The organism is Neobacillus niacini, from assembly GCF_048572935.1.
Lineage (GTDB): Bacteria > Bacillota > Bacilli > Bacillales > Cytobacillaceae > Neobacillus > Neobacillus niacini.
Genome location: NZ_CP183883.1, coordinates 1429719 through 1449003, shown reverse-complemented (window position 1 = coordinate 1449003; position 19285 = coordinate 1429719). Strand labels below are relative to the sequence as shown.

General features: G+C 39.7%; 12 protein-coding genes and 2 pseudogenes. 5 read left to right on the top strand and 9 right to left on the bottom strand.

The features are described 5' to 3' along the window. Window positions 1–151: 151 nt before the first annotated feature. The 5 genes from ACN6MT_RS06895 to ACN6MT_RS06875 all read right to left on the bottom strand — a co-directional run bounded on the left by ACN6MT_RS06895 (window position 152) and on the right by ACN6MT_RS06875 (window position 7325). Window positions 152–1579 carry an amino acid permease gene (locus ACN6MT_RS06895; protein WP_419955269.1) on the bottom strand — a complete coding sequence of 476 codons (1428 nt, stop codon included), beginning with the start codon at window positions 1577–1579 and terminating at the stop codon, window positions 152–154. A 69-nt stretch (window positions 1580–1648) separates the two neighbouring features. Then, window positions 1649–2824, bottom strand: a complete 1176-nt coding sequence (locus ACN6MT_RS06890) for a Glu/Leu/Phe/Val family dehydrogenase (protein WP_419955268.1) — start codon at window positions 2822–2824, stop codon at window positions 1649–1651. Window positions 2825–2929: 105 nt separating this feature from the next. Then, entirely contained in the window at window positions 2930–4402 is a 1473-nt protein-coding gene (locus ACN6MT_RS06885; protein ID WP_419955267.1) for an aldehyde dehydrogenase family protein, read from the bottom strand. Window positions 4403–4477: 75 nt separating this feature from the next. Beyond that, the gene (locus ACN6MT_RS06880; RefSeq protein ID WP_419955266.1) at window positions 4478–6196 is read right to left on the bottom strand and encodes a thiamine pyrophosphate-binding protein; all 1719 of its coding nucleotides are present in this window, start codon (window positions 6194–6196) and stop codon (window positions 4478–4480) included. A gap of 70 nt (window positions 6197–6266) precedes the next feature. Continuing rightward, the gene (locus ACN6MT_RS06875; RefSeq protein WP_419955265.1) at window positions 6267–7325 is read right to left on the bottom strand and encodes an aromatic ring-hydroxylating oxygenase subunit alpha; all 1059 of its coding nucleotides are present in this window, start codon (window positions 7323–7325) and stop codon (window positions 6267–6269) included. Between the two features lie 338 nt (window positions 7326–7663). On the opposite strand from ACN6MT_RS06875, the gene ACN6MT_RS06870 reads away from it, so the two are divergent. The 3 genes from ACN6MT_RS06870 to ACN6MT_RS06860 all read left to right on the top strand — a co-directional run bounded on the left by ACN6MT_RS06870 (window position 7664) and on the right by ACN6MT_RS06860 (window position 11603). After that, window positions 7664–9037 carry a sigma-54 interaction domain-containing protein gene (locus ACN6MT_RS06870; protein ID WP_419955264.1) on the top strand — a complete coding sequence of 458 codons (1374 nt, stop codon included), beginning with the start codon at window positions 7664–7666 and terminating at the stop codon, window positions 9035–9037. Between the two features lie 170 nt (window positions 9038–9207). After that, complete coding sequence (locus tag ACN6MT_RS06865) at window positions 9208–10500, top strand: hemolysin family protein (protein ID WP_419955263.1); 1293 nt, start codon at window positions 9208–9210, stop codon at window positions 10498–10500. Window positions 10501–11462: 962 nt separating this feature from the next. Further along, the gene (locus ACN6MT_RS06860) at window positions 11463–11603 is read left to right on the top strand and encodes an anti-repressor SinI family protein (RefSeq protein WP_419955262.1); all 141 of its coding nucleotides are present in this window, start codon (window positions 11463–11465) and stop codon (window positions 11601–11603) included. A gap of 356 nt (window positions 11604–11959) precedes the next feature. Here the strand turns inward: ACN6MT_RS06860 and yidA are convergent, their stop codons facing one another. Beyond that, window positions 11960–12781, bottom strand: a complete 822-nt coding sequence (gene yidA / locus ACN6MT_RS06855; protein ID WP_419955261.1) for a sugar-phosphatase — start codon at window positions 12779–12781, stop codon at window positions 11960–11962. Between the two features lie 144 nt (window positions 12782–12925). Between yidA and ACN6MT_RS06850 the strand changes: the two are divergent. Further along, window positions 12926–13084 (top strand): annotated as a pseudogene (locus ACN6MT_RS06850) (LCP family protein); the annotation flags it as partial. On the opposite strand, the pseudogene ACN6MT_RS06845 reads toward ACN6MT_RS06850, so the two are convergent. Together ACN6MT_RS06845 and ACN6MT_RS06840 are read right to left on the bottom strand one after the other, a co-directional pair. Continuing rightward, window positions 13078–13176, bottom strand: a pseudogene (locus ACN6MT_RS06845) (LCP family protein); the annotation flags it as partial. The pseudogenes ACN6MT_RS06850 and ACN6MT_RS06845 overlap by 7 nt on opposite strands. An 11-nt stretch (window positions 13177–13187) precedes the next feature. After that, window positions 13188–13559 carry an aminoacyl-tRNA hydrolase gene (locus ACN6MT_RS06840; RefSeq protein ID WP_419955260.1) on the bottom strand — a complete coding sequence of 124 codons (372 nt, stop codon included), beginning with the start codon at window positions 13557–13559 and terminating at the stop codon, window positions 13188–13190. A gap of 491 nt (window positions 13560–14050) precedes the next feature. Between ACN6MT_RS06840 and ACN6MT_RS06835 the strand changes: the two genes are divergently transcribed. After that, complete coding sequence (locus tag ACN6MT_RS06835; RefSeq protein WP_419955259.1) at window positions 14051–15397, top strand: S8 family serine peptidase; 1347 nt, start codon at window positions 14051–14053, stop codon at window positions 15395–15397. A 313-nt stretch (window positions 15398–15710) separates the two neighbouring features. Here the strand turns inward: ACN6MT_RS06835 and ACN6MT_RS06830 are convergent, their stop codons facing one another. Next, window positions 15711–18449 carry an Ig-like domain-containing protein gene (locus ACN6MT_RS06830; RefSeq protein ID WP_419955258.1) on the bottom strand — a complete coding sequence of 913 codons (2739 nt, stop codon included), beginning with the start codon at window positions 18447–18449 and terminating at the stop codon, window positions 15711–15713. Window positions 18450–19285 lie beyond the last annotated feature (836 nt).

Sequence of the window (19285 nt, the reverse complement as noted above, 5' to 3'; positions counted from 1 at the left end):
AATGTAATTCAGTAAACGGTATGTTTTATTTGGATAGCTAATATTTGAACCTTCTGACAATAGAAACTCCATGCAACCATTATCTTTTTGAATTTTGGAAAGGTATCTGATTTTTGGGTGCCCATCCATACACAACTAGGCTTTTTTAAATCTATTGCACGATCTTATCAGGCTCCCCATTTGTTAAGACGGTTGTAGCCACTTTCTTTCTTGTAAATTTAAAGTAGTAAAAAACATAACAAGCGACAACAAAGCCAAATCCTATATAAAGCGATGTCCGCTGCGCAGGATCGAAAGCAGTAAACACGACGATTCCTACACACATGATAAGGCAGACAATTGGAACGAGCGGGAAGAAAGGAACTTTATATTTCAAATCCGCAAGCTTTCCGCCACCCGCAATATACTGTTTGCGGAATTTATACTGTGCAAACGCAATGGCCATCCACGTAACGACCCCTCCAACACCACTGATGGCAAGCAGGACAACAAATAATGTTTCTTCTGCTATCACACTGGTAAGCAAGGAAAGCAAAGCAAAGGCGAGCGTCACAAGCAAGGCGTTCATCGGAACACCGCGTTTGTTTACCTTACCGAAGGCTAGAGGAGCCTGACCGCTTTGGGAAAGTGAAAAAAGGATTCTCGTACAAGCAAACAAACCTGTATTTCCCACTGAAAGTATCGCTGTTAATATAACAAAGTTCATAATATCTGCCGCATAAGGAATTCCTGTCATATCGAATACCGTTACAAATGGGCTTTCGAGCACACCTGCCTGTTTCCACGGAACAATGGCTGATAAGACAAAAGTGGCCAGTACATAGAAAAGTAAAATACGGACAATGATACTCCGAATAGCTTTTGGGATACTTTTTTCGGGATCCTCTGTCTCACCGGCTGCAACTCCCATAATTTCTGAACCCATAAAGGCATAAACGACTGTCATCACGGATATAAAGACGCCGATGAAACCTGTTGGAAATATTCCGTCACCGAAAAAGTTTGAAAGGTAAGGGGCCGATTGTCCCTTTATAGGGACCAACCCGAAAATCGCTGCCCCGCCAACGACAATAAAAAAGAGAACAGCCACTACTTTAATGGCAGAGAACCAGTACTCCATCTCAGCAAAGCTTCTTGTAGTCAAGGCATTTATACCGAATAAAAGTAAGGAGAAAACAGCACACCATACCCAGACTGGTACATCTGGAAACCACCTGGCCATCAGCAAACCGGCTGCAATAAACTCTAGTCCTACATAAATGGCCCAGCTAAGCCAGTAAGTCCATCCAATCATAAACCCAGAGGCAGGACCGATAAACCGCTCGGCATGTGCCTGAAATGAACCCGAAACCGGCATGACGACGGATAGCTCCCCAAGACAAACCATAACCAAGTACATTAGCAAGCCGCCGAATAAATAGGCGGTAATAGCCCCGAAAGGTCCGGCCTCACCAATCGCATACCCCGATCCTAGGAAAAGACCAGTTCCAATGACTCCCCCTATGGACAGCATAAATAAATGCCTGCTTTTCATCGAACGTTTTAATTCTTTTGGTTGACTTCCTTGTTCTGGTTTCATCCAATTCCCCCTGTATTTTTTCGATCCGTATAAGAAATAGGGCAAATCATGCCCCATTTTATTACCTGCTTATCTGACGGCTTCCTTCTCAGACATGCTTGTCAACTCTAATAAATCACTGACCTCAGGTTCAAAAATTTCATACGCAACATCCCGCTGATATCTGTTTTGTTTCTTCGCTTCTAAAAATAGTTGATCGGTATTTTTTCGGCATAGCTTTTCAATATCATCCATCACTGCCTGCGGATCTGGTTTGACCAGTCCAAAAATAACAGCGTCATAAAATCTGATTGCACCAAGATTCGCAACAAAATCATTAACAATGTCAATACCTCTTTGTTTGATGATTTCATCTCCTTCAGAAGATAATGGTATATTAGCCGCTTCAACAATCAAACTCGCTTTAACTCTATCAGCATTAGACTTGTTGATCACGTCCTCTAATGCACAGGGGATAAGAATATCGCAATCCACATCGAGCCACTCAGAGTTCGGCCTTACCGTATAGTTTGGTTCAAAATTATCTTGGTCCATTTCTCCATATACATTCTTATGGTCAATAAGATTTTGTATATCCAATCCTTCTTCACAGGTGACTAACAAGTTTGCATCTGAAATTCCCACGATTTTATAACCTAATTGAGACAGTTTTAATGCACAACTTGCCCCTACACAACCAAAGCCTTGGATGACAACCTTCGCGCCGTCCTTACCATTTTTAAACTTCCAAGCTTCATCGGCTGAAAACGCAACACCATATCCTGTGACAGCATCATTTAAAAGCAATCCATCAATTCTTGTTTTCATCAGCCCATCAAAATCCTTGATCCCTTGAAGAATCGCAGGATTTTGTTTCATTGAATTTGTCAGCGGGATGTCGATGCCGAATTCGTTAAAGATTTGTAGTACATCTTCGTACTTCGTACCTAGGTCACTTCCTAAAGATACCCCGCTATCAATATAGGGCATCATCGCGATTAAAAATCTCCTTAATACGGCATTCGCATCTGGAGCTTTATAATCATATTTAATTCCTGCTTTACATCCTCCGGTCGTTCCGCTGTCACTAGCTACGTACTTATAAGCCATCGCTTCGGCCAATCTTTCAACCTCTTCTTTTGTTACTGTCGGATGCATTCTCGTACCGCCGCCTGTATATCCTTTCACGAAGTTATGAACAACAAGCCACCCCTGTGCGTCCGTTTCTGTATCATTCCACTCAACAATTAAATATGGTTTAGACATTCCAATACCTCCCAAGAATTTCTTCTTTCTACCATCATGCAGCCACTATTAAAAATACTATTAACACTATGAATTTGTTGTTATCACTTCAAAAAAAATAGGTTACTATTCAAACCAGCGAATAGGTACAGGATCAAGATTAATGTTAATCTGTTTCGTTTCCTGGTATTCATCCAATCCATACGTACTTAGGCTTCTGCCGATGCCGCTTTGTTTATATCCGCCCCATGGCGCTTGAATCGTTGTAAGATGGTAGGCGTTTACCCAAGTGATCCCTGCACGAACCTTTTTGATGACACGTAAGGCTTTGTTATGATCAGTAGAGAAAACAGCACCTGCAAGTCCATATTCTGTGTCATTGGCAATCTTAATGGCCTCATCTTCATCTTTGAATTTCTGGATCGTAACAACTGGTCCAAAGATTTCTTCCCTGACAATCCGCATATCGGCGGTTACATCGGTAAAGACCGTAGGTTCAATGAAAAATCCATCCTCTAAACCGTTACCCTCGATTTTATTACCGCCAAGAGCAAGGTTCGCACCTTCTTCTTTACCAATCTGGATGTAATTTAAAATACTCTTAATGTGCTTTTCACTAACAATAGCCCCCATTTGGGAGTGCTCATCATGTCCAGGACCTACTCTAATCTTTTTGGCCTTTTGTATATATTTCTGAACAAATTCATCGTACAGTCCTTCTTGGACAAGAATCCGGCTCCCAGAAGAACAAACCTGACCAGATCCCATGAAAATGCCAAATAAAGAGTAATCAAGTGCTGTTTCCAAATCGGCATCATCAAAGATGATATTCGGAGATTTCCCTCCCAGCTCAAGCGACACTTTTTTCATATTACCGGCCGCGGCCTGCATGATATGGCGGCCAACCCCTGTGCTTCCAGTAAAGGAAACAATATCTACATCATCACTTTCAGCAATCGTCTGGCCAACAACCGGTCCATCTCCCATAATGAGGGCAGCAACTCCCTTTGGTAAATCGGACTGATCAATCAGTTCAAACAATTTTACTGCTGTCATCGGAGTAATTTCCGCAGGTTTTAAAAGGATACTATTACCAGCCGCAAGTGCCGGTGCAATCTTCCATACACTCATCAATAAGGGGAAATTCCAAGGGACAATTAATCCCGCAACTCCGATTGGTTCCTTAATGATCAATGTCTGCATATTTCCGGAGGTTTCATAAACCTGGCCGTTAGGCACATTAAGCAGACCTGCATAATAACGAAATGTATTCACTGCCTCTTCAACATCCGACGCTGCTTCTCTTTTCGTTTTTCCATTATTCTGTACTTCTAAATCTCTTAATTCATCACTGTTTTCCTGTAATAGATCTGCAATCTGAAGTAAAACAGCCGCCCGCTCTTGTTGAGATTGATCAGACCAAATCCCACTTTCAAACGTTCTTTTTGCAATTTTGATTGCCTCTTCTGTTTCTTCCTTTGTAGCGCTCGGTGCCCTGGCAATGACCTTCCGTGTTGCGGGATTGATAATATCAAGTTTGTTCGGGTTACTTGAGTCTACCCATTGCCCATTTATATAGTGTTTTAACTCTTTTGTCATAGCTTTGTACCTCCCAGTATGGCTTGCGCTCCCCCCACTTTAGAAGTGGGGGATAACGTTAAATACGGCGGAAATCTATCCCTGTTTTGGACGGAAAGAAGCAATGTATTCGTCCGAATCCTTGTATTCCAACACTCCAACTGCCTCTACATCCACTACAACCATATAAGGCTTTTTGCTTGCGATGGCATTCGCTAATCCTGCTCTGAACTCTTCCACCGTGCGAACTTTCTCTGATTTGAATCCCATTGATTTTGCCAGCATGACGAAATCAGGGTTTTTCAAGTCTACCGATATACGTCGGCCATATGCCGCTTCTTGATAGTATCGTAGGATTCCATAGCCGCCATCATCGAATAATAAAACGATAATCGGCGCATCTTCCTGAATCGCTGAGATCATCTCACTTGAATTCACCATGAATCCACCATCACCAGCAATAAGAACGACATTTTTATCCGGCTGACCAATTTTGGCGCCAATCGCCATTGGCAAACCTTGTCCGATTCCGCCGCCTGTCATGTAGAGGTAGTCTCTTGGTTCATAAATATCGAACAATTTATTTCCCCAAGTGTATCCAGGGATCGTTACGTCCGTCACCAAAACGGTATTCTCAGGCAGCTGTTCACGCATAATATCCGCCACTTCACCATAAGGCCCAATTTGGCTTCGCAGGTCATCACGTACAGCCTGACGGACTGACTTCACTTCATCGACATAATCTGCATCAGGATGGATCCCTTTATTGGCCAAAAGACGATTAATCTCTTGTAAGACTGCCTTGGCATCTCCGTTCAGTGTATACAATGTATCAAAGTTACGATTAAAGGCATTCGGGTTCAAATCAATATTGATGTGATTTTCCGGTACCGGAAGTGTCCATCCATTTGTTTCACTACCACGGAAACGGACACCGACACTAATAAGTAAATCCGACTTGTTTAATAGTGCCTCCACTTGAGGGAAAAACGCAAAGTTACCGATGCAAAGCGGGTGGTTTTCAGGGATAGACCCTTTTCCGGATTCACTTGTAACGACCGCAGGCTGAATTTTATCTATCAGCTTACGCAGTTCCTCTGATGCACCTGACGCAATTACCCCATTGCCTGCCCAAATGATGGGTCTTTTTGCTAAAGCAATCCTTTCAACAACATCAGCAGGAATGTTGAGTTTTACCTCCTGTTTTTGAAGCGCTTCCATTTCAATTAATTGATTGTTAGGAATAATCTGTGCCTGGAAATTCGTTGGAATCGAAACAGTTACCGGACCTGTTGGTACCGATAGCGCTTCTTTTATTGCTTTACGCATAAACGGAATGATTTGCTTTGGACGCTTCAACAAATAAGCTGCTTTGTTGACTCCCTCCATCATTTTTAACTGGTCTTTCGCCTCGTGGATATAACGTTGATCCGTTCCAATATAATTAGAATCCGCTTCCCCAGTAATGTGCAAAACTGGCGTGCTTGAGTTCCATGCTTCTGACAAGGAACCTGCACCGTTCCCTGCACCAGAACCTGTACTTGTGATGACAACACCCAATTTTCCTGTAGCACGGGCATAGGCGTCAGCCATGTTGACTGCTCCGCTTTCACCACGGGCAGTAACGGTCCGGATGTTTCCATCCCTAAGGATCGCATCATAAATTGGCATATTGTGAATACTAACGATTCCAAATACTGCTTCCACTCCTGCTTGCAGGAGCTCTTTTACAATGGCGTCCGCAACTGTGAATTCTGTTTGGTAACCTTTAACATTTGGATCTGCAACGGCTGTGAATTCTGTTTGATTATTCATTTTAATCCTCCAAATATGTCTAGTAATATATTTCTATATAAATCTATTTTCATATAAACGAAGGGGTACGCTATAGCATTCCTTCTTTCACGTTCATAGCTTCTTCATAAAGGTTGTGAAAAAATTTGAGTGCATACTCAGTCGGTGAATACACTCCATGCTTGAAGGCATTCGTATGGAACCCTTTTTGCAATAACTCTACTAGGTCGAAATCCTCTAATCTTACCTGATCGACAAAACGAATCAGTTCCTCTTGCTCTTCGCTAATTTCATCCGATTTAAAGTAGTAGCTATAGATGGCAAGTGATTTATCCGGTGATAGCGGCAAGATTTGACTTATCGTCATATTGCCTTCTTTTCCAGGATAAATGCTCACCATCAAGTTTGGCCATACCCAATAGAAATTGGCGTGATCATCTTGTTGTTCATTCGATTTATTGGTTAACTCTGAATATTGACATGAGAAATTACCATGTAAATCGATGTGGTAATTTTTCATATCAAATGTTTTTGAAAACTCAGGATGGGCAATCTTACAATGATCACACTCCAGATAATTATCAATAACCGCTTTCCAGTTAGCATCAATGATCCTTTGGTTTACCCGAACCTTTTTCAAAGACTCCAAGAAAGTGTATCTTTCCAGATTGGCCATAAATTCTCCATATGTTTCTTCCATTGGTCTTGCTTCTGGGTTCAAATTTATGAAGATCATGGACTGGAATACTTCAAGCTTTACTTGTGGCATACAGCTATGGTTTCCTAATTCATTCGTATCGAAGTTTGGCGCCCTATTTAATTTCCCGTTCAGGTGGAATGTCCAGCCATGATAGGTGCAAGTGAAAACCTTTTTATTTCCACATTCGGTTTTTTCCACTTTGGTTCCTCTATGCGGGCAAATGTTGTAAAAGGCATTCAATTCATTGTTTTTATCCCTGCTAATGATTAATGGCTGATCTGCTATATCAAAAGTAAAAAAATCCCCCGGTTTTTCCACCTGGCTTGTGTGTCCAGCTAAAATCCAGCTGTCTTGAAAGATCTTTTTCTTTTCCTCTTCAAATATTTGCGGATTCACATAATTTTCGTACGGGAGAGTGTGCTCCAGGGTATGCCCTGTTAACGGTTTCATTTGTTGTTCCTCCTTTTGTCATTCAAATCCTTTAAAGTACTTTTCATATTTTATTAAATGCAAATTTCGTGCCAACTATCTTTTTATCTAAAAAGCCGAGATTAATAGGATTTTAAAAAGAGGAAGTGAGTTCATTTGTGTTCACCGGCTGACTTTCCCAAGGATATTTTCCTATTTCCGCCACTTTTCCGGCTATTTACAATTCAAAATATTTCGACTACTATTAGAGTGGATGTGATTATAATCACACTTTTGCCTATTTTAACACTTTTCTGAATACAATCAAACTCACTCTGAGTTCCATCAAACTCAGAATATGATTTTCGGGAGGTCACTTCATGACATTATCCAATTTTCTAACCGATTTAGATTTAAATATGGAAGCGCTTATAAAAATCTTAGATTATTCTTCTGACGAAATCTTTGTATTAAATAAGGATAAGAAAATTATCTATGTGAATGATGCCTGTAAAAAGCATTATGGTTTAAACAAGGAAGAAGTTATAGGGAAAACGAGCATGGAATTTGCAGATAAAGGCTATTGGTATCCCTCTATTTTCCCCGATGTTTTGGAAAGAAAAGAGCCCATTACGATTAAACAAACCACCATCCTTGGTGCGGAACTGCTCACCTCTGTTGTCCCTATCTTAAATGATCAAAAAGAAGTGGAATTAATCGTAACGACCGCAAGGGAATTACAAAGTTACAAAATGCTGAAAGTAAAAGAAAACGATTCAAAAAATAGTAAAGAAGCTGAAGATCCATTTGGCAGCAGCATTATTACAAATAATGAAAAGGTGAAAAATGTATTGAAGTTTGCCAAGAAGGTGGCAGCTGCAAACTCTACTATATTAATTCTCGGTGAGTCCGGAACAGGTAAAAGCATGTTAGCCCAATATATTCATGAAAACGGAAATAGAAGGAACGGCCCCTTTTTAACCATCAATTGTGCCGCAATCCCTGCAGAATTAATGGAGTCCGAGCTTTTTGGCTATACACCTGGTTCTTTCACAAATGCAAACCGTTCTGGTAAAAAAGGGATACTGGAATGCGCAGATGGGGGTACGGTGTTTCTTGATGAAATTGGGGACATGCCTTTGCCTCTTCAGGCTAAAATATTGCAAGTTATTCAGGAGAAAAAATTCATTCCCATTGGCGGCAATAAAGAAAAGTCAGTCGATATCCGAATTATTGCCGCGACCAATAAAGATTTAAACAAAATGGTAACAAACAAAATGTTTAGAGAAGATTTATATTATCGGCTGAACGTAGTGGATATCAAAATGCCTCCGCTTCGGGAAAGGCAAGAAGATATAGTCCCGCTTATCTATAATTTCTTATACAAATTTAATCGAATCCTTGAAATGAATAAATTAATTTCTAAAGATTGCCTTGATTGGCTTACCCATTATTCATGGCCCGGAAATATAAGACAATTAGAAAACCTAATAGAAAAGCTTGTCATTGTCAGCAATGATGTCATCGGAATCGATGACCTGCCCGAAGGCATTTATAACCAAGGACTGGCCCAAATTGAAAATACTGCTCCCGCTACCCTTAATGAGGCCGTCGAATTGGCAAAAAAAGAGATGGTTCGTAAATCCTATAAAGTGAATAAAAGCTCTAGGCGCGTGGCCAAGGATCTACAAATTAGCCAAACCTATGCGGCCAGATTGATTAGAGAATATTGTCAGGACTTGTCGGAGGATTGAGCTGCCAATTTAACCTTGCAGCAAAGATTGCTAGTCCATTGAAAAAATCTATTATAAAAAATATGAATCTTTTATATTCCTCTTGCGTAAAAGTGTGTACCGGCTTTTTTCAAAATGGTTCGGAACATAATTACAGGAGGTGTATGTCTTACTTTGTGTAAGACTACTTATTGACAACTATTAACTTATTATTGATTGCTTTACTCATTGCGTTAACAGCTTTTTTCGTAGCGACAGAATTTGCGATGGTAAAAGTCCGTGTTTCTCGAATTGACCAGCTCATAGCCGAAGGGAAAAAAGGTGCTGTTTCCGCTAAAAAAGTGGTTTCTCATTTGGACGAGTACCTTTCTGCCTGCCAACTAGGGATCACCATTACAGCATTAGGACTAGGTTGGCTTGGTGAACCCACTGTCGAAAAGCTATTGCACCCTTTATTTGAGCATTTCCATATAAATGAATCACTTACACATATTCTATCTTTTGGTATTGCGTTTGTACTGGTCACCTTTCTCCATGTTGTGATTGGAGAACTGGCTCCCAAAACGGTTGCCATCCAAAAGGCAGAGGCCGTGACCCTTTTGTTTGCCGTACCGATTATTTGGTTTTATAAGTTAATGTATCCCTTCATCTGGTTTTTGAACGGGTCAGCCCGTGTTCTTGTTGGGCTTTTCGGCTTAAAACCTGCCTCTGAGCATGAAGTGGCTCACTCAGAGGAGGAACTTAGGATTTTGTTATCGGAAAGTTATAAAAGCGGTGAAATTAACCAGAATGAATTGAACTATATGAATAACATTTTCGCGTTTGACGAAAGAATTGCGAAAGAAATTATGGTACCCCGAACGGAAATCGTTTCTATATCCATCGATGATCACTTCCAAGATATAATAAAAGTTATCCAATCAGAAAATTACACACGCTATCCCGTAATCGATGGTGATAAAGATAATATCCTTGGATTTATCAATATTAAGGAATTGTTAACAGAAAATCTTACAATGAACCGCAACGAAGATATCAATCTAAAAAAATTCATCACACCCGTAATTCGAGTAATCGAAAACATCCCTATCCATGATTTGCTGATTAAAATGCAAAAAGAACGAACCCATATGGCGATTCTGATGGATGAATATGGCGGTACAGCTGGTCTTGTAACGGTCGAAGATATACTGGAGGAAATTGTAGGAGAAATCAGAGATGAGTTTGATGATGATGAGGTCCCAGAAATACGGAAGCTAAAGGAAAATCACTATGTTTTGGACGCCAAATTGCTTATTGATGAGGTGAACGACCTATTAGCTACAAGCCTTGTACATGAGGATGTGGATACAATTGGCGGCTGGTTCTTGTCTCAAAACATCGATACAAAGGTTGGTACTGTAATTGAAGCAGAGGGACATATTCTTAGAGTTCTCGAGTTAGATGGGCACCAGCTTAAATATCTGGAAGTTGTAAAAATATAAACCAGAGGCAGGGTTCGGATTTAGTATCCGAGCCCTGTTTTTATTTAAAAAGTGGTAATTTGCTCTGCATTTTTAGAGGTGCCAGTTATCCCTTTTGGTTAAGGACAAATCCTCGGGAAGGTGCGTTTGATTTGTCCTTAAGACCTGGGATTGAGGACGAATCCTTTGGGCTGTGCGTTTGGTTTGTCCTCAAGAGCCGGGATTGAGGACAAATCCTTTGAGCTATGCGATCGGTTTGTCCTCAAGAGCCCGCATTGAGGACAAATCCTTTGGGCTGCGCGTTCGGTTTGTCCTCAAGAGCCTTCATTGAGGACAAATCCTTTGAGTTGCGCGTTCGGTTTGTCCTCAAGAGGCCGGATTGAGGACAAATCCTTTGGGTTGCGCGTTCGGTTTGTCCTCAAGAGCCCGCATTGAGGACAATTCTTCTTGCCAGCGCGTTCGGTTTGTCCCCAAGAGCCCGCATTGAGGACAATTCTTCTTGCCAGCGCGTTCGGTTTGTCCCCAAGAGCCCGCATTGAGGACAATTCTTCTTGCCAGCGCGTTCGGTTTGTCCCCAAGAGCCCGCATTGAGAACAAATCTTCTTGCCAGCGCGTTCGGTTTGTCCCCAAGAGCCCGCATTAAGGACGAATTCTTCAGGCAGCTCGCTAGTTTTGCAGGGCACAGATACTTTTAGATAGAAATAAACCACCTCTTAAACTGGCCATAATCGATTAACTTATCAAGTTTAATAGATTCTACTCTTAACGATTGACAAGCTTATTATTTACAAAATATTCAAACTTTTGTCGAACTTTTTGGGATACTTTTTGTTCGATACTAGAAACATTTGTAGTAGGATAAATATAGTACTTTAACACTACTCATTTTAAAGAGAATCACTTCTAGACAAAAAATACAGTCCTACAGACTAGACTTTATTGCTGAGTATACCAACATTATTCATATTTTAGGAGGTTAAATTGTGACTACGATTTCCGGTAATAAAGAACTAGATCTTGAATGGATTGAACTTATTAAACAAGCTCAAGAGATTGGTATATCGTTTGAAGAAATTAGAAGCTTTCTTCATAACGCTACTACAGCAGAATATACCGACAAATAATTTTTAAAGTAGAAGGCCAGCCAATTACCGCTGAACATTTATTAGCACTCCGTCGACAGTTCTAGTTTTCCTGATAAACTATTAAAACTTCCTGATATATTTTAATTTTTCTTGATATTTTTTAAACCTTCCAGATATAGGGGTTCTCCAACAGATTAATTATTATAGATATGTACGTTATAATGAACGACCCTTTTAATCCTCACCTGTTTTTAAGTAAATTTATTGTCGAGGAATACACAGTTGGCATCAATCGAGTTTCACAAAAATAAATATGACTCTACCCCATGCTTAGAGGTAAAGTCTTTGTAAAAAATTATAAGTGTTTCCCCTAAGAGTCGGATCCCCTTTAGAGCTTAGCGGCCGTCTGGCTCCAGTACTAATTTTTCAATCGCATAAGCGACACCATGTTCATTATTCGATAATGTATGGAACTGAGCCACTTCTTTTACAACAGATACTGCATTGGCCATTGCCACGCCACAGCCAGCATACTCAATCATACTTAAATCATTTTCGCCATCGCCGATGCAGATCACTTCTTCCTGCTTAATTCCAAGTTTTTCGGCAAGTAGTTTTACTGCATTCCCTTTGCTGACACTTGGGTCTAGGATTTCTAGAAAGAATGGAGTACTTTTAACAAACGTATACTTTTCCCAGAATGATTCAGGTATTTTTGCAATAATCGTATCCAAACGTTCCGGTTCATCAATAAACATTACTTTCGGAATAAGCATGTCCTCTGGTACTTCATCAATTGGCCGGTAATGAAGATCAATTTGGTTGATATGGGCCTCATGAATAGTGTACTTGCTTATTCTTCGATTAGGGGTATACAGATTTTCTGTATCAAAGTAATGAAGCGGTGAATTTAGCTTTTGGCCTAATTCGTAAATTTCTTTTAAGTTTTCATAGGTTAAAGTAATTTGTGATTCTACATCCTGAGTGTGAGTATTTTGCACAAGGGCTCCATTAAATGTAATCACATATTCATCTTCATCATTTAATTTCAATTCCTCAATAATCGATTGGACACCAACGATCGGTCTCCCTGTACAGATAACTACCTTCACACCTTTTGCTTTTGCAGCTTGAATGGCATCATTGACCTCTTTCGTTATCTCTTTTCGATCATTCATCAACGTTCCGTCAATATCGATTGCGATTAATTTATACAAATCTTATCCTCCTAAGTCTTAGTTGTCAGTAAGCATATAACTATACTACAAGAAGGACAAATATTAATCCAGACAGATCAAGACAAATCCTTCGTTACTTTGGACCGTCAACTGCCGATAGCTACAAGGTTCACTTTACACGACCTCTTCGTGCTTACTGTTAATTCCAAAGACAAATCAAAAATGCTTAGCACCCCACGTGACACACGAACAGAAATTATTTGAAAAGGATTTGAAGATAAACTTAACCATTCCTACGCCTTTGGGGAGGTTCCCATGGCCATAAATACCGTTGAAGATTGGTCATTTTGAACAGTCACACCACCAACGGCATCGACAATATCCTCAAAACCTTCCATATTAATTTGCACGTAATAATCCATGGGAATATCAAGTGGCATAATCCTTAGTTTTTAAGGAGAGTTAAGTGTCCAACGATTTCCTTCGCTTCAGATTTTTCCATCGGTGGAAGTGCAATCACAGTCAAAGAACCTGCTTTGATTTCGGTTAAACCACTATCTCGAATGCTAAAAAATCCTCTTTTTTCTAACTTTTCAAGATCGCCCTGCTTACCCTTTAATACAATTTTCTTCATTCCAGTCTGTATCCATTCTACAAAATCATCATGCTTTTCCTGAAAAGGGGATTGCGAAGACATCAGGTTAATCGTACTGAGAGTTGCAGCATGCGCTACTTGTGCGGCTGTTTTTCCCGTCGACATTTTCAGGTCTTTATTTACAATAAAATATTGGACAAGATCTCGTTTATCCATCTTCATTTATCAGTCCTTCTATATAATTGATTAATACCAACTAAATTGTAACCGTAATCCTCGTTGACAATTTTCTTCCTGCTAAACAGGAGCAAACGCAGTATTAACAGCACGTAATGTAATTCTAATCAATCGATTGGTTAACTTCAATTTTACTAATCAAACGTTTGATTACATTGCTAATAAACCCCTTGATATAAGCGTTTTTGGTTGTTTTCAGGAGAGATACTTGTCGAAAGTAGGGAGGATTTTTTCAAGATAATATTACTTTGTAGAATACCACCTAGAAGTTAAGCAATCTTAAAGTTGTGTCACTTGGGATAGGGTTCTCTTTAATAAAATAATAATGTTAACAGAATTCGGAATAGAAGTGTCGAAAGGTTTTTTTATATAAACCAAGTAATGACAGGTTTAAACAAAATACACCCATTGTGATAATACTATATGAAAATTATAATCTAGTTGTTGGAAAATTTTCATAATATTGGGGGATGAGTATGAAAAAGAAATTTATCGCAGGTGCTTTAACCGCCACTTTGAGTGTTGGGGCTTTCGTTGGTAGTTTAGGGGCTGCCCATGCCCAAGGTGTGGACAAGGACTACATAGTTGTCTTTAAGTCAGAGTCGAGCCTCCCATCAAACTATTTAGAAACTGTAAAAAATTCTGGCGGTAAAGTAACAAAGGCATTACCAAAATTAGGAGCTGTTAAAGTAAACTCAGATAATCCGAATTTCTTGTCGGAGGTTCAAAAAAGTACAGCCGTTTTGAATGCTGGTGTGGAAAGTACCGTATATCCTGAAGCACCTGTGGACACTCAGGTTCTCGAGGATAATTTCACTTCTAGTACCGCTAATGACCTTTATAACACTTATCAATGGGATATTAAACAAGTAACAAATAATGGTGCCTCTTGGAATATGAAAGGTGGAACAGGAAAATCCGCCAATGATAAAGATATTATTGTAGCAGTAGTGGATACAGGTATCGACTATACTCATCCAGATATTAAAAATAATTTTGCTTACGGAAAGTCATTCGTTCCTGGGATAGATAGTGCAATGGATGAAGATGGCCATGGAACACACGTTGCTGGGTCCATCGCTGGAAATGGTCGAGTCCTAGGGATTGGACCTGAGTTAAAAGTGGCGGCATATCGTGTATTTGGCCCAGAGGGTGGGGCCTACACATCTGATATTGCGAATGCTTTAATGACAGCAGCAGATGACAATGTCGATGTAGTCAACATGTCTCTTGGTGGATATGACTGGTTTCAAAATCCGGAGTATGCAACGAAAGATGTTGTAGCAGATGTTCGTTTATTTAACCGTGCGATTCAATACGCTATTAAAAAAGGCGTGACGGTTGTTGGTTCTGCAGGGAATGCAGGTGTGGATATTTCCAGCCCTGGAAAGCTTTCTGGTGATGATAAGGGAGCTACACATAGAAGTCCAAGCAGCCAGACAATGATTCGCGTATCCGCTGGCGGACAAGAAAAGAACCTAACGTACTATTCAAATTATGGTGTCGGAAAAATCGATGTAATCGCACCTGGTGGCGATTATGGTACAGCTTGGTTAGCCACTGGTGACCGATCATTAAGAGATACTACTAAATTATGTTTATCAACAGTTCCTGGTGGATATGCATTCTATGCAGGTACATCCATGGCTGCCCCTAAAACGGCCGGTCTTGCTGGAGTCATTATTGCAAAATATGGAAAGGATGTTTTATCTCCTTCTCAAGTAAAAAATTTAATCCAAAACTCAGCAGATGATTGGTTCAAGCCAGGTTATGATGGAGAATCAGGATTTGGGTCTATCAATGCCGTTAGTGCATTAAAATAAAAATAACACAGGTACGGTTCTCACGGTTTCATAATGGGTAAAACGCCCCGAAAAAGTCATGAGAACCGTCCCCAAGGTGTTGCAAAAAGGACCTCACCCAGGTCCTTTTTATTTTAGCAGTTACAAACACTTTCAATAAATACCAGATTGCCACACTAGTAGACTCCTTTTGACAAACAGAAAATTAATTAAATGATTGATTAGTTTAGGCAAGAACCTTCTGCTAACTGGGAGCTTCCCACCCAGAGGTGCGTAAAATGTCGAGAAAAAAACACCCTCGATTTTTCAAGGGTGTTCTAGTCTTTATACAATTCTAGTTTATTACTTGTGTAATAAACTCTCCACTTACCCAGCCAGTGGTTGTGGAATTTGGCACATACACTTGAGCCCAGCCGTTCTGTGTTACTGGCAGACCGTTGTTTGTAACAAGATTCAAATAAGCACCTTTACTGACACTAGTAATCACACTTGAATCTGTTGTATTACCACTGCGAATATTTAAAGAACCACTAGTAAGGGTTACCTGTGCTAGGTTTTGAATCTCTAAATATCCACCGTAAAGCCATCCAGTTTGACCATTGACACTTACCCGGTACCAACGATAGGCGTAATTACCTGTTGAAGTCGGATTGTAATACACGTCTGTATTATATCCTAGTATTGTTATCGGTGTACCTTGAGGAACTGTTCCTATAACCGTTGATCTTAAAATATATGGTAAAGATCTAAGAGTTAAAGAAGTTGTATTAACAATTTTTGCGTTAATTCCACTAGGGAAGTTAATGATCTTATCTACCGGATATGGCAGCCCTGCTGGAATATCTCTTACCAGCGGAGGTGGAGCAATGTTTGACATCCCAAGGACATTCGCATTGGTATAATAGGAGCTATCATACAGTTTCATACCCTGCATTAGATTAGCAATTCCATTTTTCCAATTTTGATCTGTCGCATAGTTTGTATTCATCCCGATTAAATTTGGACCTGCATAATAAATCCCAGACTCATTTAGATAATCTACTCTTACCTGATAGGCTACTCTAAAAATACTATCCTGCACTGACTGGAAATAATAACCGCAAGTGAAAGGACACATATCATAGGCACCATATCCATAAAGGTTATTCTTGTAACCTATTAAATCGGAACCGCCCCAGCCAGTTTCCCAAATGGCATGAGCGACTAAATATTGTGCGTTCACACCATATCGATTCTGTGCATCTATAAAACTTTGAGCATAGTTTTTAAGCGGGCTATTGGATTGATTTTTAGCATTAAAGAAATTAACGATATCAGTTGCCGTAATATTAGCAGGTTTCATTAGATTTAATGAAAGATATGGATTTCCATTTTTAATCGTAATGCTTGAAGAAAGAGTATGACTCTTACCATTTTTTCCTGTTTCTTTAATGGTTAGCGTATGCGCTCCATCTGTGAACTGTTTCGTATCGAGTGAGTATTGGAAACCAGCGTTTGAATTAAGGTATTCCGGGAGGACGGTTGCCACATCAGGACGACTTAAGCCATACTGAGCATTTCCAATCCATTTGCCATCCATAAATACCTCAATTTTTTCTACACCGCTGCCATCCAAATACCAGCCGCGAATCAATGATACTCCATCAATGGTTGAACCGGCTTTTGGAGAATCCAGAAAACCTAATGTCGCTAAATGATCAAGATTTTGGATACTCACACTACTTTCAAACTGTTTCGTTGAGCCGTTCTTCCCTGTAGCTTTAACCGTAATCGTGTGTGTGCCGTTTGCATAATTCTTAGTGTCAAGAGCAAACTCATAACCACCATTTGCGTTATTATACTCAGGATAGAATCTTTGAACATCTGTCCGAGAAAGACCATAATTGGCCTGTCCAGCAAATTGTCCATCCACTAAAACGTCCACTCTAGCAATCCCGTCATCATCTAAAAACCAACCGCGTACGGTACTAATTCCCTTGATAACGGAACCGTTAGCTGGCGCATCCAAAAATCCAACCAAGTCCAAATTTACTGCATTTTTTACATTTATGTTAATACTTTGGAGTTCACTACTAGCTCCATTTTTACCAGTCTCTCTTACCGTAATCGAGTGCCATCCATTTGAAAGCTTAAACGTATCAAGAGCGAACTCATAACCACCGTATGCGTTTTGATACTGAGGTAAAACGTTTTGAACGTCGGGTCTATAGCCGCCATACTGGGCCTGGCCAAAGATCTGTCCATCAACTAAGACCTCCACTTTGGAAACACCGCTGCCATCCAAAAACCAACCACGTACATTCGTGATGCCGGTAAGCGTGGATCCATTCTTTGGTGTGTCCATAAATCCAACTGCTGGCAGATTGTTCACGTTCACAGTTTTGGTTTGAAGTTCCGTTGTCGTACCGCTTTTCCCCGTCCCTTTTACTAAGATGACGTGTGTACCATTTGTAAGATTTCTCGTATCCAGCGCAAATTCATAACCTGCATTTCCGTTTTGATAGGCTGGAAGAACTCTTAGTACATCAGGTCGGGAAATGCCGTATGTGGCTTGTCCTACACTCCATCCATCTACGAAGACTTCAACGTTGGAAATACCGCTGACATCTAAGAACCAACCTCTTACATTCGTAACACCACTAATAGAAGCATTAGAAGCAGGAGAATCAATATAGCCAACTGGAGGTAAATTCTGCACATTTACTGTTTTACCTTGTAATGGCAAAGTAGTTCCAGTAGTTGACGTAGCTGTAACGGAGACGGAGTGTGATCCATTCGTTAGTGACCTTGTATCAAAATCAAATTCATAACCTGCATTTGCGTTTTGATAACTAGGAAAAACGTTTAAAACGTCTGGACGAGAAAAACCATATGTGGCTTGTCCGACAACTTTTCCATCAACCAACACCTCGACTTTGGAAAACCCGCTGGTGTCTAAAAGCCACCCTCGGACTTTCATCATCCCATTTACCGTTGAACCTGCAGATGGTGCGTCAATGAACCCCATCGGTTGAAGGGGAATACTGTTGGCTAGCACTTTACCATTAGTAAAGATTAAGAGAATCGTAAACATGGCAGCGAACAGTATATACCTGTTTACTTTTTTGATGATGTTTATCCACCTCCGGTATAATTTATAAAACTAGGAAAAATAATACAATATTATAGTATCAAAAAAAGTCGAATCTTGATAGAGTATAGAAATTAATAGCAAAATTTGTTACTAAGTACCTAGATTGTTTTAATAATAAAGCAATAATTTCAAACAGCTAAACTACTAGAATATTGTTGATTTTCTTGTAACTATGGGTATTAGAAATTCATAGGCGGAGTAATTCCTGCTAATGTTTAAGAATAAGCACCAAAAGGCAATATAGGCGGAGTAATTCCGATTAACTGTTCTAAATATGTTAATATTCAAAGATTTGGCTAATATAAACGGAAAAACTTCCTTTATTTTTAACAAATAATCGGTTTTTCTTCGTTTAGCCGGAATTGCTCCGTTTATTTTTCGAACACATTGAAATCAACATTCAGTTTTTAAAAAAACATTCCCAAGATTGAAACTAACATCATCCGTTAACCGTCCAATTTTTACAAAAATTAACCAAAAATTATATATCTAGATTACGCTAAAAATCATATAATTGTATTTGTAAGTGGACATTCGGAGGGATTTTTTATGAGAAAAATAGATTATGTGATTATCATGTCGCTTTTATTATTAATGTGCTTCATCGCAAAACCTTTTTTCCATTCTTTAAAAACCTTCCTAATTAGAATGTTTTCAATGTAAACTAGTGTTTACCCCGCTTGCCTCATTTTATAATAAGTGGATGGCAGCTATTTTGTATATGGTAAAAAATTGGCAGGTATTATTGCCGCTAATCCATTATGTATCATGCCGGC